The sequence below is a fragment of the Methylocystis rosea SV97 genome, assembly GCF_000372845.1.
Lineage (GTDB): Bacteria > Pseudomonadota > Alphaproteobacteria > Rhizobiales > Beijerinckiaceae > Methylocystis > Methylocystis rosea.
Genome location: NZ_KB889963.1, coordinates 2,127,166 through 2,140,918, shown reverse-complemented (window position 1 = coordinate 2,140,918; position 13,753 = coordinate 2,127,166). Strand labels below are relative to the sequence as shown.

Sequence of the window (13,753 nt, the reverse complement as noted above, 5' to 3'; positions counted from 1 at the left end):
TTGTGATCAAACGCCCTCTATCTCCCAGCGATTTCCTCCTAGCAGTTCCCTTCGAGAAAGCGAGTCAAGTCCTTTGGTCATGTTGGTTCGCGGCGGCGAAAGAATTCCTCGAAACACCTCCGGATTCCTGGCAGAGTCATGATTTTATCGCCAAAGTAAATGATCATTTCGCACCGCTCTCACGGTTGCCCACCAGAATTGATCCGCACATCACGGCAGGTGTGTTTTCATCTGCTAGGCATATGGGACACGCCCAGCTAGCTGACCAGGAAAGGATCACCCGGCCGTACCTCGTCATGCGTGAGCAATTCGAGAGTGCCGCAGCGGTCCCGCGACGAACACGAAGTGACGAACTGGGAGGAGCTGGAAACCGCCCTCGTCGTTACCTGCCATCTCCTTTGTATTTCCTTCGCCAGATGCTGACGTCTCCAGACTACCCGTCAAGCGAAGCCTACGCGCACGCCCTGATCAGGGCTCATATTTTCGCCGATGCAATGCAGCTCGCAGCAGCCTCAAAACCGACTACTGGTGGAACCGACCTCTTCGAAATCCTTCGGCACCATCTGCAACTAGAAAAAATCGGGAATTCCCTTGCTAAAGCTGCTGCTTACCGCCGGAAAGTAGACACATTCCCAATCACGGACCCCACGGATTTTATCGTCGGCCACCTGCTTGCGTCCAAGGGCTTGGCCGTGATCACCACGGCTCCGAGTTCGGCAGAATACAAATCGCAGCGCGCTCACGAGAAACCCGTTATGGGGGTCGATGCATTTATCTCTGCAGCAACTTTGTTGCCGGGCAATAGTTCTTACGAGTTTCGGTTTGTTCCCGAATTGACCAGGATGCCCGCCCCCTCCGAAATCATAAACCAACTTGATGGGGTACCCCTTGCTCTGCCGGGGGCAGCGGCGATTTTCGATGGCGGCTTGAGAACATCGACGAGGCGCGGGACAGTAGTGCGCGTGTCAGGCTCGTCAGGCTGCGGAAAGACGTCTTTCGCGCTGGCCCTTGCAGCGTCCTGTGCCCCCTTAGGGATGTCAACATGTTACTTGTCCTGCGAAGAGGACAAAGAGGACCTTGAGAGGCGCCTTACCACGCTTATTCCGCCATTCGTGGCAAAAACCGTTTCGTTTAACAAGAAAATCCGGGACTGGTTCGAGGCACACCATATCGATGCGGGGGCTCCCGACGAAAATATGGCGGTGGTAGAGCAGTTCATAGCTTCGGTGAGAAGGGAATACACATCTAAAGATATCGATCCGGCAACTGATCGGCCACCTGGGGTCGTGCCACTGTTAGTGGTGTTTGACGGCGTGCACGAGCTACTAAAACGACCGAGTCTTCCTGGCGAAGATCAAGTTAACAGAATGCGGGCATTTGTTGAGAGTTTTAGAGAACTTGGCGCGATAGTAGTCATCATGTCGGCCGATCTTAATGAACCGGCTCTTCGTGAGTTGAACTACGTGGTCGACGTCGTCGTCACCCTTGAACACGATTATGATCATAATTCAAGCGATGAACCCAGAAGGAAATTTGTATTACAAAAGACTCGTCTGCAGAGAAGCTTTGCCGGCGCACATCATTTTCATATCTCTCGCGATGAGGGTGTAAAAATATATCCACAAATAGCAACCCAGCTTGAACCCTATGCCGCGTACTCGTGGAAAAGCGTCAACAAGAATGTTTGGTATGATTTTTTACAAACTGCGGTTCCCGTGGCAACTGCTGTAACCATACCATTGGTCCGCATATTTAACCACTCACAAGTGCTGTTGGGAGGAAACGGGAGCTCAGGCAAAGCCGCGTTCGCGCTGCGTCTTCTATCTTCAGGCCTTCTTACAAGTGGCCAAGGAGGCAGACCGCGGCCTTTAGATGAAAACCCAGATCAAAAAGCAAAAATTAGTAGACGAATTCTTGTAGTGTCGTTTCTATACACCGATGAATACTACCAAAGTATAGCTGAATCGATTAAAAAATCCAAGTTTCATGACGCTCTATATGAAAGGACCGCCGATCCAAGGGTTGATGTAGTCTCATTCTACCCGGGATTTTTAGCTCCCGAGGTATTTCTTAGTAAGGTAATGACTAAGATTGTATCAGCTGAATTACAGGGAGCGAAATTTGAGGGCATCCTTATCGACGGGCTGCACAACGTCTTTCTTCAATTTCCTAGGTTAGAAGAGGCAAAGATGCTCTGGCCAACATTGTTCGAAATGCTGCGCGTTGTTGGAGTTACGGTAGTTGCGACCCATACGCACTTTACAGTTCACGGAATGGAAGAGGATCCATCTCTGCAGCTAGACGTCAGGATCGCGAATAATAGAATTGCGCCTTTGCTACAAGCGCTTGTTAACTCAGCTGATTTTTATCTCGATGTTTCGGCTAAGCAAACTAAGGACGAGGCTCCGAATTACGAAATTCGAGTCATATCGGCTTTCGGCCAGTCCGTAAGTCGGTCAGAGCACTTCTGGAATAGAGAAAAAATGTATGTTGAACAAAGGAGGACCAGATTACTTTGAAAAGACAAGTAGGTTTTCCGCCAGGGATGGATTGCCCCCCTGCTGGGGCGAGGTACGCATAGAACGGCAGCTCTCGACGTACTGCAAATCAAGCGGCAAATTGCGGGACAGTTCGTAAATTATTTTTCCAGTCTCAATGATAACTCCTGAATACTGGCTGTTGCCAACAATCATGTACACTCTACCACGCTTCCTGAGGTGGCGCGCGACTTCACGAAGGAGACTGTCCATCTGCGCAAAATAGGAGCCAACCATCGCAGGAATATCCCGATGCCAGAGAATGTCACGCTTTTCCTGCAATGACATGAGAGCCTCCGCCAGCAATCGTGAACCATTGGGAGCAGGTTCATAAGTCCTCTTCAACTGCACATGAGACGGAAAGGTTGAGCGCCTTAAGCGATCACTTTGATGCTTCGAACGCAGATACCCGAGCGTCCATAGCTCAACATTGTACACATCAGTATAGTCGAATGAGTTTGGGTAGGGTGGGGAAAAAACGCAAAGATCTATATAGGGTAACGTAGTCATTGATGTCACACAAGAGCCTCTGAACAATTTGAATCTACCGTGTTTTAAGTCACCTAAGTGATCTACATCTGAAATCGCAGTCAAAACTGCAGCTTGATAAATCTCTCCTACCTCGCTGGCATCTAATTGTCGTTCCCGCCAGTTCCGTCTGTACCTGCGTCCCTTACCACTAATAGTGACATTACTAACGTCAACGCAAACAGAACCAAGTATTGCCCGAAAAAATGCCCTAAGGCCTGGCCTCAAATTATTGATAGATAGGTTTAAACTGACAAGCTCTTTCGCGACATCCATCGGGAAAACATAACTGTCAACTTCAGAATTCGGAAGAAAAGTTTTTGGAGCATATTTAAAATATGCTCTTACTTCCGCTGCCGATAATTTTGTTTTTTCATCAAGGACCTTATCAAGCGAACTCTTTAAGACGGAATTCTTATACGAAGATAGCTTCGCCTTTATTAAATCACAGAGATAGGGATTTATTTCATAGAGAAAGGGATCAATGCCCAGAAACTGGCAAGCCAGACCAGTGGTCCCAGATCCGGCGAAAGGATCCAAGCAATACTCCACTTTTCCAGGTGTTTCGCGAACCGCCCGCTCAATGACCTCTGGAGCGAAAGCCTCCTTGAAGCGCTTCCATGATTGGAATGAAAGCTCCGGCGTACCGGCGTTGGTTCCTAACGTTTTTACGGTCCGGTTGCCGGTCCAGGCTTGGAAAGGCGTCATCGAAATTTTCGTATCCGCTGTGATCCCGAAGACTCACACTGAATGAGCCAATGGATCATAACCGCTGCTTCGGGAAAGACGAAGCCCGAGCGGCGCGAGTCCTGAGCGCGTCACGTTAGCAACAAAAAAACTCGTCGGCGGCGAGTCGACGGGGTTATGAGCCGCTCTATTCAGAGCAGCGCAGAAAGATCGCGGGCGCCAATCGAGCTAAACCGAAAAACGATCACCTTGATGACGAGCAGAACGACTCCCAGCGAAGCAACCAGCAAGGGATCCATCGCATCACAAATGGCATTCAGGATTTCGGCCTAACCGAGCGATGAGGTCATTGAAGCGCGTGTCCAAGCCATCGAGACGCGCATCCTGGCGCGCCAGTGTAGTAAGAATGTCAGTCTGTTTCTTGGCTTCGCCCTCCAGATCGGCGAGACGCGCGTCAAGCGATTTGAGCTGGAAGCGAAGCGCGCCAAGCGTCATCAACCCGCCAGCCGCGATGACGATCGTGTTTAGGATCGCGCCGAGCGAGATCGTATAATCAATATCGATCATCTCTCTTCTCGCTGGGAATCGTCAGGGCGGAACAGCGCGGCGAGCGGGTTGCGAAATGCGGAAGCCGCCGGCGCGGCGCGCGTCGGCTCTTCCGCCTCTTTCGGCGGTTCAGGCAGCGCCTCGCCGGCGAGCCCCGCATCGCGATTCCTGCGCCAGGCGGCAAGCGCCATGTGACGGCCGGCGCAGGCGACCAGGGAAGCGCGATCGCGCCCCCAGCGTCTTTCCACCTCGCCGGCGGTTATTGCCTTGCCAGGGAGCCGCGCTGGCCGCGCACAGGCCTTTTCCAGCAGACCCGGAGGCTGCGCCGCCGGAGTCGCCAGTTCCTTTGGCTGCGGGCTACCTGATCCTGTTGAGGCGCATGACGCTAGAAGCAGGAAGACAGGCACTGCGATCGTTTTCGCGCGACGCATGGTCGGACTCCTTTAGGATTTTCTCTCGATCGGCTTCGAGCGCGGCTTGCGCGCGCGCTTCGGCGCCAGCGGCGTTGCGCGCTTTGGCGATCGCTGCCTCTCGCCTGGCGTGTTCGGCGAGTTCGACCGCGAGGCGCGCGGCCTCGGCTTGGTTCCATGCTTCGCGATCGATCGCCGCGCGATAGGAGTAGCCCCCATCGAAACAAGCGAAGCCGATCGCGAGGGCGAAGAGCGCTTTCGAGAGCGCCGCGCCAGCGATGGGCACATTCCGCGCGGCGACCGCGCCAGTGAGCGCCAGGGCGGCGAGCGCGCTGTAACGATGATCGCCGATGAACTGGAAGAGCTCGACGAAGGGCGCCGCGATTTTAAGAAGCACTAGGTTCTTGATCATCGCGCCAAGATCTCCACGAGCTTCCAGAGCAGAAACAGGCAAAGGGCCACGCCGGCCCAGAAGCGCAGCAACGGCCGCGGATAAACGCCTCCGCACATCGGAAACCTCCTTGTTTTGGATTTCGGGATCGCTCAGGCGCTAAGCCTGTTCGGCTGCGGTCTCTGGTTCGAACTGGTCTGCGTAGGCGCCGCCGCCCGCCTCTTCGTCGCCCCAGGCATAGTCGCCGGGCCCGAGATCGAGGGCTTCGTTCGTGCCGTCGACCTTCGCGTGAACGACGCGACGGGCGCCTCGGATGGTCCACCAGAGGAAGAACACGACGAGCGCCGAAAGGACGATGATCGCGATGGTTTTCCAGTCGTGGGAGAGCCAGCCCAGGAAGCTATGCGCGGAGGTGACGGAATCGGCGGCCGTCGCGACGGTCTCCGAGACTGAGCTGGCCACGTCCCTGACCTGAGAGGCGACGCCGAGCGCGCCGACGGCGGAGATGCCGCCGCCGACGACGCCGGTCTGGACTTCGTCGGCGCCGCTCATGGTTCGCGATCCCGCATTGCGGAGATCCTTAGCCGTCAGTCTTACGACCTGGCCTTCGCCGGCGTCGCGCTTCTCCTGCGCGATTAGCGCATAGGTCGCCCTGATGAACTGCTGCTGCTCGCTTTCGCGGCGGCCGATGATCTCCGGCGGCTTGTTGTAGAGCATGATCGCGTTGGCGGCGCCGCGATAGTCGCCCTTGTTGAGGCGCTTTACGATCGTTGATTTTGGCAAAAGCGCCGTCTCGACGTTGAAGCAGATCGAGACGAGCGAATCGAACTGACCCTGCGTCAGAGGAACGCGCACATTGCGATTGACGATATTCTCGTATTTGACGAGATCGCGCGAAAGATGCTCGTCGACCTCCTGGCGCGTAATCACCATGCCAGGCTTCGGGATCGGGGCCCCCGCATTCGCCGTGTGGCCGACGCCGATCGTCCAGACGCCTTTCGAGTCGCGATAGGCGCGCGTTCTTACGCCCTCGCGTTGCATCAGCCTGGCGCGGCCGTCCGCGCTCATTCTAAGAGCGGTCATTCAGTTTTCCTTTTCGGAAGATGCGGCGCTTGTCAGGAAGCAGCAGGAGAGCGCTTGCCGGCGGCGCGAAGAGATGCTCGCGCATTCAGTATCGCCAGCAGAGAAACGCCGCCGCGATCAGCATCGCGGCGACGGTCGAAATGGCGACGCGGAACATGCGCGTCTCCGGCTCATCGAGCGACGGATCAGGACTGCTGCTGGTCGGCCGACGCCGTCTGCACGGCGGCGCGATAGGCGTCGAGCCATTGGCGGCCCTCGTCGACGAACTGTCCGAGGCTTGCGTCGACCATCTGCGTCTGAAAGTTTTCGAGATCATGCTTGAGCGCCGCGATCTCGCGATCCTTCGCGCTATTCGCTTCGTGCATCGTGAGCAGCATCTGCCGCATGTCGACGATGAGATCGCGCGCAGCCTGTTCGTCTCTGGTCATGGCGTTCGTCCTGTTGGGGAAAGTGCCGGGAGACCGCCCGGCGGCGGATTGCTGGCGTCGCGAACGACGCTCGAGGCAGCGCGATAACTCAGAACAGCGACTTGTCGCCGAGATACATCGAGGAGACGGCGCTCGCCGCGAGATAGACGGTCGATTGCCCGGCGGCGCCGATGTAGATGGCCGCAACGCCCGGCGTCCAAGTCAGAACGATGATCCCTTGCGCGCCTGCGCCGCTCGTCCCGAAGCTCGTCGTGGCGACGGCGCCGCCGCCAGCGCCATAGTTCCCTGCGGCCCCTCCCGCTGTGCCGCCGCCAGCGCCGCCGCCCCCGGACCCCTTGCCGGCCCCCCATTCCGAACCGTCGGCGCCTGCGCCGCCATCGGCGACGCCGGCCGAACCGCCGGAGCCATTGTCGCCGGCGCCGCCATTCGTCTTCGCGTTCGAACTATTGCCCTGGACGCCATTGCTCCCCGCGCCGTTCGGGCCGGCCGCCCCGCCGCCGCCCGTCGCGACTCTGCCGCTGGCGCTCGCCCCGGAGCTTCCCCCGTTGCCGCCATTGTTCGAGAGCGAGCCGACGCCCGCCGCTCCAGATCCGCCGGCGGCGCCGCTCTGATTGTTGACCGTGTTCGACGCAGGACCGCCGGCGCCGGCTTTCGACGCGACGCTCGCACCTGCGAGGTTTGCGCCATTGAACCAGGTGTCGCCGCCGGCGTTGCCGGCGAGGTTCGCGAAGAGGCCGGGCGTGACGCTCGCGCCGGCGGCGCCAATGCGGTAGGCCGCCGTCGTCGTTCCGGGCGAAGCGAAGGAGAAATTATTGATCTTGTTCCAGGCGCCGCCGGAGCCGCCGCCGGCGAAACGCGCGCTCAGAAAATGATTGGCGGAGCCGCCGCTTCCGCCGCCGGCGACCGTCTCGATCGAGTTGGCGGCGTTATTCCAGGTCGGATCGGACGTATAGGTCTGATTTGAGCCGGGAGAGGCGGTGAGGAAGTCCTGCGCGAAAACCGGAACGTGTTGAACGTCCGGCTCGCCGAAGGCGCGCAGTAATACGAAGACCCAGCGGCTCCAGCCGAAGTCGCGTTTCTCCTCGATGACGACGAGCTGCGCGAAACGATCGACGAAGCGAAGCGCCTCGCTGCGCGTGACGACGCGCCGGCGCCCGCGCCAATCCGGCTCGCGCCAGTCGAGCTGCCGCGAGAGAAGCATTTCGCTCGACATCAGGCGAGAACGACGACCCGGAACTGGTTCGAACTCGGCGCGCTCGCAAAGGTCAATCTCACCGCGTTGACGCTGGTGCGCTCGACGTCGACGATGACGCTGTCGTAATTGCCCGAGTTTCGGTAGATCTCGACCTGAACGTCGCGCGTATTGAAGTTGTGCGTGATCGTGTATTGCGTCGCCGAACCGTCGCCGACGTCGGTCGCATATTTGAGCTTTCGGCCAGACCAATTGGCGAGCTTTAAGGGCGTGACGAAGCGCGCGTCATCCACGCCCGAATCCGCTTCGCTCTGCGTGGCGATCTCGGCGACGCCCGCCGAGGATTCCGACGCGGCGCCGGCCGCGGTGCCGAACGCCGACCAGGACACGACGCCTGAGCCCAGCGTGAAGTTGACCGCCGTCTGCCGGTAGCTCGCGCCGGCGCTCGTGCCCTCTTCGACGGTGGTGACGGCTTGTTCGAGCTCCGCCGCCGTACTGCAGTCGGGCGCGCGCGTCGCCGGCGTCGCCGCGCCGTTCCAGATGTAGATGCCGTTCTCGGCCGGCGTCGATTGCGCGCGCACGAGCACGCGATCGCCGGCCGAAAGAGAGATGCCATCGATAGACGCGCCGGGCGACGCCAAATTGAGGTTCGACTGCGTCGCGACGCGGACGCTGTCCTTCCAGGCGAGGCCCTCGACGGCGCTATCGACATAGGCTTTCGTCGCCGCATGCTGCGCGGCCGTCGGGTCCGGGAGATTGAGCAGCTTCGCGACATTGTTGAAGTCGAGATCGGTGAGAACCTGCCTGGACATCCCTAGCCCCCAATTAGCTGCAGCGCGCGAACCCGGCGATCGAAGTCGCAAGGTTGATGACGGCCTGATTGTCGGTGACGTGCGTGATCTGGCCTTCGAACTCGACGCCGCCGACCGAATAGAGCGAGATCGTCGGCTTCACGCCGAGATTGTGGTTGATCGTCCATGCGGCGCTCGCCGACAATTGGACATGCGTATAGCCGCCGATCGGTCCCGGCGGTCCGCGCAGCATCTCAGCAAGAACGATCGCCGCCGGCTCCGGAAGCGGCGGAACGCTGAAGGCGCAAGCGTTTGACCGGAACTCGATGGCCGAGACCTCCAGATCGTTCCTGAGCGCGATCTTGACGCAGCTCATGCGGGCGGCGCGCCGGAAATCGCGACGCTGAACGGCGCGCTCGTCGTGACGACCGGCGTCGGCGAATCGTCGGCGAAGCGGATGCGAGCGACGGCGGCTTTCTTCGCGCCGCCGACTGTGTTCCAGCCGGCCGTGCGCGAGGCCGGCGCGCTGAGCACGATCGCCCAATCGAACTTGCCGTTTTCTTGCGAAGGGCCGACGAGGCCCAGCGCTACGTCGAGTTCGAACGCTTCGTCGTCGAGAGCGGCGACGCAGTGCGCCGACCATGTGCCGGCCGGCAAGATGACGACGCCGCTATAGCTGACCGTGTCGCCGGCGACGATATTGAGCGCTGCGGACATCGAGCTCTTCCCCTAAGCCGTAACGCCCTTGATCACCGTGAAGCGGATCACGATCGCTTCCGCCAACAGGCCCCCAGTGCTGTTCATGACGTCGATCGTCGCCGAGCCGGCGACACATCTGCCGTTGAGCCTGTAGGCGCCGAAGTTCGCGCCGCCTCCGACATGATTGAGGATGAGATTGTCGCCGGCCTCGATGAAACTGTTGGTCAGCACGAAGGAGGCGATCCCGAGCGAACCGAGCGCCGCGGCGTTCATCGTGATTTGCCCGCAGAGCTTATGGAGCGTGACGCCGGTCGATTTCGACGTGAGCTGCGTCACCGTCCCGCCGGCGCCGGTCGCATAGCCGAACGCCCCGACGCCCTTGAGCGAACCGTCCTGATCGAGCGTCCATTTGTCGACGAGCGTCGCCGAACCATTCGCGGCGACCGAGAAGACGAGCTTCGAGCCTTGCGCCGTCGACGTCCAATTTTGCGTCGCCTCGGCGCGGATGCTCGCGCCCGTCGCATAGGCAGGTCCGCCGCTTGTATACCAGCCTGCGAAGTTCCATTGTCCGACGATATCGCCGTTCGAAATCGCCGTCGGGGTCCCGCCGGTTCCATTGGCGCGGCGCAGCCAGCCCGTTGGCACGCCCCCGAAGGCGTCGATCGCATCGCCTGCATCCGCGCCATTGGCCCCGATCGCACGTCGCACATAGCCGGTCGGCGCCGACGTCGGATTTGCCGCAGCGTTTGCGTTATGCGTGCGCGGCGCGGCGACATAGGTTTCGATCGTCGAGCCTAGCGCACGCACCGTCGACTTGACGACGTTCGATGCATCGACGAACGCGGCTGTAAAGGCTGAAGCGACAGCGCCCATTATGAGCCTTTCAGTTAGGGGATGGTCGCCGTGACGGACGACGAATAGGAGCCGACTGCGCCGGCCGGAGAAACAAAGCGCGCCTGCATCGTGACGACCGTTCCGCTCAAAAGCTCCGCCGTCTGCATGATCAGCGCCGACAGCAGCACGTTGAAATTTGTCCATGTCGCGCCGCCATCTGTCGAATAGCGACCGTCGAGCTGCAAACTCGGATCGCTGCGTAGCGCCGCTGCGTTGATATCCGGGCTGGCCTGAAATGGCGGGTTCATATTGGCGTCAAGCGATAGTTGCGCGACGCCGACGTTGGGGCCGGTCGAGATTGCCGAGGCGATCATTACTGTTGGCGTCCCAATCGCCGGCTGATTGACGATCGACAGGCCCATGATTGGATCGGCCGGGATTGCCTCATCCGAAAACTGATCTTCGCTGACCTCGGTTAGCTCCGCTTGCCAATTCGCCAACGTCGCATCCGCCGGCGCGAGCGAGTCGACACGGAACGTCCCGATCAATCCAACTTCTGGCGCATTTATGCCGACGACGCGCTGTTGCAGCGCCGTCATCGCGCGCGCCCCGAGAGAGACCGACAGCCGCCGCTTGCGCGCGTTGCGCTTTACCTGTCGCGCGGCGAGACGATAAGCTTGATCAGGCGATGTGACCCAATCGAACACGACAGCGCCGGTGCGCCGGCCGATCTCATCTTCCGATCTGCGATCACGGTATATCGCCGTCTCGACGCGGTTGCCGCCCTGCCGTGCCTCCATATAGGAGACGTGCATATAATTGACCTGCTCATTCGAGGGCGCGCCAAACTCCTCAACGAAGTCTCCAATGTCGCGCCCGTCGAAAACGACAATCGGATCAACCCATTTGTTGATCCACATGGTGAAACGGCCATTCTGGTCTATCCCCCAGTCGCCGTCGCAGCTTTCCATGAATTTCTTGAGAACGTCCCGCGGCTCCATATCGAGCGTGATCAGCGCCGAAATGCGCGCGAATGGCTCATAGCTCTGGGTCCCGGCGTTGAACCCGTTTCGGCTGATCGGCGCGAGTCTATCGCAGTCGTTCGCGGCTTCTTTGATCGTTTCCCAATTTATCCCGCTAATGGCGGTGAGGTTTTGCAGGATCAGCCAATTGACATAATGCGCGGCGCAGAGCGCGGGGTTTTCCGAAAACTTCCATGTTTCGTTGTAGATGTCGAAACCTGATTCGCTGAACGTCTGGCCGGGGTCGCGCGGATCATAGACGCGGGCGCCGCGATAGATGATCCGGAATTCAGGAAACCCATTTGGGTAAACGGTCAACCTCTCTCCCGGTCCAGAGGACGGGACTCGGTAGGATATCGTGTAGAGAATTGAGCATCCCTTGCCGAGGTGCGTCTCATCCCAGAACGGCGGCCAATCAGATCCGCTGTTAGACACAAGATAACTCGCGGGGCCACCGATCAATTCCGAGAGCTTCCCCTGGGGCGTCCCGTTGACGATCTCGACAACGATATAGCCGATGCCAAATCCGCCGGTGCTTTTGATGCCGGCGGTTGGATATAAAATCGGCGCCGTCGCGCTGAATGAAGCATTGGAAAGCGGGACGAGCTCGTCATCGCAAATAATCGCGTCGAGACCACTGAATGGCCCATCGCAAAGGTAAATCCCCTCGATGTAGATCAGCTTGCTCGGCGTGTTCTCGCGTAAGAAGCTGACGCCGGCTGAGTTCACGCGTCCAAATGACAGAATGCGCGGGGCCGTCCCGCCCCGCACGGTCTGCGAAAGCGGCGGCGGGCGCTGCATAAGTTGTGCGATAAATTGCAGCGCCTCAAGCTGCTGATTGCCGCCTTTTTTCCCGCCGCCGCCGACCCCACCAAGAAGACCAAGTCCGACTGCGCCAGCCGCGAGAAACGGCTGCTGCGGCCCGGGAATGAGCGAGGCGATCCCGAGTAGCGAACCGCCGATCTTCCCAACGCCCTTGACGACCTTAGACATGCGGCGCGCCCGGAATGCGCCACGCCGCTAGAATACGCGGCTCTCGTTTCAATGCTACCGATCCGAACGCCCGCGTCACGAAACGCCCAGCATCATCGATCACGCCGACAAGCGGCCCGTCGCCGTCTTGCTCGGCGACTGCGACGCAGTTCGGCTCCGGGTCGCATCGCTCAAGCCCCATGAGCGCGAATTGATTCTCAGCGCCTATGAGAACACCGTCCATCCGCCACCTGTAGAGGATTTCCGCCGTCGTCGGAGTGCGCGCGCGGACGCCCGTAGCCTCCAGCCAGCGCGCGACGAAACCGCCGCATGTCTCCCATTTCGATGCAGGCTCGCGGGCAAATTCGAGAGGCGTCATGATCCCCAAAAGATCGCATGCACATACGCGGTTCGCTCAAAGATGCGGTCGCCTGGGTAGCGCGACTGCTGGTCGGCGTCCGTCACCAGATTCAGCGACGGGATGTGCTTGGTGTTGAAGATCGGCTCCGCCACGACTTCGAGAACATATGCGTCGCCGGAGCGCTTCATGCTGGCGTGGTCGATCGTCGCCAGCATGCACAGATACGGCAAGTCGATCGGCTGCATGCTTTGATCGAACAGCAGCGCAAAGACGCTCACGCGGCGCCCGCGCATCTGTGAATTTTGCTCGCGCGCGGTGTTGGCGAGGCCGGCGTCCAGACCGGAAAGCGTGAGCGTGATTGGCTGCGTCGCCGCGAGGGCGCCGAACTCAAGACCGGATATGCCGCCGAGCCGGCCAAGTCCTTCCCATTCCTGGCCGTCGTTCGAGCGAACGCGCCCGTTCCCGAGCCATAGATTGAGCGTCTCGCTCGCCAGTTCCATTTTGACGCCGAGCGTCGCCCCGACGCGCTGACCGGCGAGAACGAGCTGCGCGGCGTCGCTGAAGACGAGCGATCCTGACCCGGCTGCGACCGCCATCACCAGCCGGCCTCGACGAATTCGAGCGTCGTCTCACCCCAGCGGCCATATTGCATCTGCGCCGCGGCGGCGGCGTCCTTTGTCTCGAGATAGGCTGTCATGCGCGGGTCGGCGATCTCGAGGACGGTCCCGCTCGGATAGTCGGCGCGTAGGCCTGGCCAGATGAGCGCGAGGGGACCGGAAAGCTCTTCGATGACGTGAAGTCGCCCGTCGAGCTCGAAATAGTCGCCGCCCTTTAGAGGCGCCGTGACCGAGTTCGTAATGCTGATCTGCGTCGCGCCCTGCGCGGCGTCGGCCGCGAGCGTGCAATCGTAGATCGAGGTCTCCCAGCGCGTTCCGTCCGAAAAGATCGTCAGATCGGAGAATGTCGACGTGATCGGGTTTGTTGCGCCGGCGCGCTTTACCGGCCCATAGGCGTAATCATAGGGCCCGACAAAGATCGGCTGCGCGCGCCCTTCGATCTTCGCCATCAGCGCGCGCAGCGCATGGACATTGAACGGACGCACGAGCACGCCGGTGTAGACCAGGCGCCAGCCGGCTGCGGGAGAGACGACGGTCTGCGGCCGTCCCACGAGCGGCTGCGGGCCGCTGGAGACGGCGCGTTCCTTGACCAGCGTCACATGGCGGACCGGAATCGTATTTTCCGGCCATTTCGAGACGAGAGGATCCCGCATCG

16 protein-coding genes are annotated in these 13,753 nt (G+C 59.8%); 1 reads left to right on the top strand and 15 read right to left on the bottom strand.

Annotation, left to right across the window (positions count from 1 at the left end; genetic code table 11):
* The first annotated feature begins 2 nt into the window (after positions 1-2).
* Complete coding sequence (locus tag A3OO_RS0111245; RefSeq protein ID WP_156824802.1) at positions 3-2,519, top strand: RAD55 family ATPase; 2,517 nt, start codon at positions 3-5, stop codon at positions 2,517-2,519.
* Here the strand turns inward: A3OO_RS0111245 and A3OO_RS0111240 are convergent.
* The 15 genes from A3OO_RS0111240 to A3OO_RS0111155 form a co-directional block, all read right to left on the bottom strand.
* On the bottom strand, positions 2,511-3,773 hold the full coding sequence (locus A3OO_RS0111240) for a DNA methyltransferase (RefSeq protein WP_040573418.1): 1,263 nt from the start codon (positions 3,771-3,773) through the stop codon (positions 2,511-2,513). The two genes, A3OO_RS0111245 and A3OO_RS0111240, sit on opposite strands and share 9 nt — an antisense overlap.
* A gap of 282 nt (positions 3,774-4,055) precedes the next feature.
* Positions 4,056-4,319: a hypothetical protein gene (locus A3OO_RS0111230; RefSeq protein ID WP_018407944.1), complete on the bottom strand. Its 264-nt coding sequence runs from the start codon at positions 4,317-4,319 to the stop codon at positions 4,056-4,058.
* Positions 4,316-4,729, bottom strand: coding sequence for an Rz1-like lysis system protein LysC (gene lysC, locus A3OO_RS24900; protein ID WP_483414198.1), 414 nt, complete (start codon positions 4,727-4,729; stop codon positions 4,316-4,318). The genes A3OO_RS0111230 and lysC overlap by 4 nt, the downstream gene beginning before the upstream one ends.
* A complete protein-coding gene (locus tag A3OO_RS22625) occupies positions 4,656-5,120 on the bottom strand; it encodes a hypothetical protein (protein ID WP_018407942.1) in 465 nt (154 codons plus the stop codon). Before A3OO_RS22625 ends, lysC begins: the two co-directional genes overlap by 74 nt.
* 138 nt (positions 5,121-5,258) lie before the next feature.
* Positions 5,259-6,182 carry a lysozyme gene (locus tag A3OO_RS22620; protein WP_083909755.1) on the bottom strand — a complete coding sequence of 308 codons (924 nt, stop codon included), beginning with the start codon at positions 6,180-6,182 and terminating at the stop codon, positions 5,259-5,261.
* A 185-nt stretch (positions 6,183-6,367) separates the two neighbouring features.
* Positions 6,368-6,610 carry a hypothetical protein gene (locus tag A3OO_RS0111200; RefSeq protein ID WP_018407938.1) on the bottom strand — a complete coding sequence of 81 codons (243 nt, stop codon included), beginning with the start codon at positions 6,608-6,610 and terminating at the stop codon, positions 6,368-6,370.
* An 88-nt stretch (positions 6,611-6,698) separates the two neighbouring features.
* Positions 6,699-7,811 carry a glycine-rich domain-containing protein gene (locus tag A3OO_RS22615; RefSeq protein WP_198008791.1) on the bottom strand — a complete coding sequence of 371 codons (1,113 nt, stop codon included), beginning with the start codon at positions 7,809-7,811 and terminating at the stop codon, positions 6,699-6,701.
* Positions 7,812-7,822: 11 nt separating this feature from the next.
* A complete protein-coding gene (locus A3OO_RS0111190; protein ID WP_018407937.1) occupies positions 7,823-8,614 on the bottom strand; it encodes a hypothetical protein in 792 nt (263 codons plus the stop codon).
* Positions 8,615-8,627: 13 nt separating this feature from the next.
* A complete protein-coding gene (locus A3OO_RS0111185) occupies positions 8,628-8,969 on the bottom strand; it encodes a hypothetical protein (RefSeq protein WP_018407936.1) in 342 nt (113 codons plus the stop codon).
* Positions 8,966-9,310 (bottom strand): hypothetical protein, encoded by a 345-nt coding sequence (locus A3OO_RS0111180; protein ID WP_018407935.1) that lies wholly within the window; start codon positions 9,308-9,310, stop codon positions 8,966-8,968. Before A3OO_RS0111180 ends, A3OO_RS0111185 begins: the two co-directional genes overlap by 4 nt.
* A gap of 12 nt (positions 9,311-9,322) precedes the next feature.
* Positions 9,323-10,165 carry a hypothetical protein gene (locus A3OO_RS24005; RefSeq protein ID WP_051080351.1) on the bottom strand — a complete coding sequence of 281 codons (843 nt, stop codon included), beginning with the start codon at positions 10,163-10,165 and terminating at the stop codon, positions 9,323-9,325.
* A 14-nt stretch (positions 10,166-10,179) separates the two neighbouring features.
* Positions 10,180-12,141 (bottom strand): phage tail protein, encoded by a 1,962-nt coding sequence (locus A3OO_RS0111170; protein WP_018407934.1) that lies wholly within the window; start codon positions 12,139-12,141, stop codon positions 10,180-10,182.
* On the bottom strand, positions 12,134-12,499 hold the full coding sequence (locus A3OO_RS0111165; protein ID WP_018407933.1) for a hypothetical protein: 366 nt from the start codon (positions 12,497-12,499) through the stop codon (positions 12,134-12,136). Before A3OO_RS0111165 ends, A3OO_RS0111170 begins: the two co-directional genes overlap by 8 nt.
* Positions 12,496-13,080, bottom strand: a complete 585-nt coding sequence (locus tag A3OO_RS0111160) for a hypothetical protein (protein WP_198008790.1) — start codon at positions 13,078-13,080, stop codon at positions 12,496-12,498. The genes A3OO_RS0111165 and A3OO_RS0111160 overlap by 4 nt, the downstream gene beginning before the upstream one ends.
* On the bottom strand, positions 13,077-13,751 hold the full coding sequence (locus tag A3OO_RS0111155) for a hypothetical protein (RefSeq protein ID WP_018407931.1): 675 nt from the start codon (positions 13,749-13,751) through the stop codon (positions 13,077-13,079). The genes A3OO_RS0111160 and A3OO_RS0111155 overlap by 4 nt, the downstream gene beginning before the upstream one ends.
* Positions 13,752-13,753: the final 2 nt, after the last annotated feature.

Coding starts and splice junctions, on each gene's coding strand:
- A3OO_RS0111155 (WP_018407931.1), bottom strand. CDS start 13,751: ATGCGGGATCCTCTCGTCTCGAAATGGCCGGAAAATACGATTCCGGTC.
- A3OO_RS0111165 (WP_018407933.1), bottom strand. CDS start 12,499: ATGACGCCTCTCGAATTTGCCCGCGAGCCTGCATCGAAATGGGAGACA.
- A3OO_RS24005 (WP_051080351.1), bottom strand. CDS start 10,165: ATGGGCGCTGTCGCTTCAGCCTTTACAGCCGCGTTCGTCGATGCATCG.
- A3OO_RS22615 (WP_198008791.1), bottom strand. CDS start 7,811: ATGCTTCTCTCGCGGCAGCTCGACTGGCGCGAGCCGGATTGGCGCGGG.
- A3OO_RS0111170 (WP_018407934.1), bottom strand. CDS start 12,141: ATGTCTAAGGTCGTCAAGGGCGTTGGGAAGATCGGCGGTTCGCTACTC.
- A3OO_RS0111240 (WP_040573418.1), bottom strand. CDS start 3,773: ATGACGCCTTTCCAAGCCTGGACCGGCAACCGGACCGTAAAAACGTTA.
- lysC (WP_483414198.1), bottom strand. CDS start 4,729: ATGCGTCGCGCGAAAACGATCGCAGTGCCTGTCTTCCTGCTTCTAGCG.
- A3OO_RS0111200 (WP_018407938.1), bottom strand. CDS start 6,610: ATGACCAGAGACGAACAGGCTGCGCGCGATCTCATCGTCGACATGCGG.
- A3OO_RS22625 (WP_018407942.1), bottom strand. CDS start 5,120: ATGATCAAGAACCTAGTGCTTCTTAAAATCGCGGCGCCCTTCGTCGAG.
- A3OO_RS22620 (WP_083909755.1), bottom strand. CDS start 6,182: ATGACCGCTCTTAGAATGAGCGCGGACGGCCGCGCCAGGCTGATGCAA.
- A3OO_RS0111185 (WP_018407936.1), bottom strand. CDS start 8,969: ATGAGCTGCGTCAAGATCGCGCTCAGGAACGATCTGGAGGTCTCGGCC.
- A3OO_RS0111230 (WP_018407944.1), bottom strand. CDS start 4,319: ATGATCGATATTGATTATACGATCTCGCTCGGCGCGATCCTAAACACG.
- A3OO_RS0111180 (WP_018407935.1), bottom strand. CDS start 9,310: ATGTCCGCAGCGCTCAATATCGTCGCCGGCGACACGGTCAGCTATAGC.
- A3OO_RS0111190 (WP_018407937.1), bottom strand. CDS start 8,614: ATGTCCAGGCAGGTTCTCACCGATCTCGACTTCAACAATGTCGCGAAG.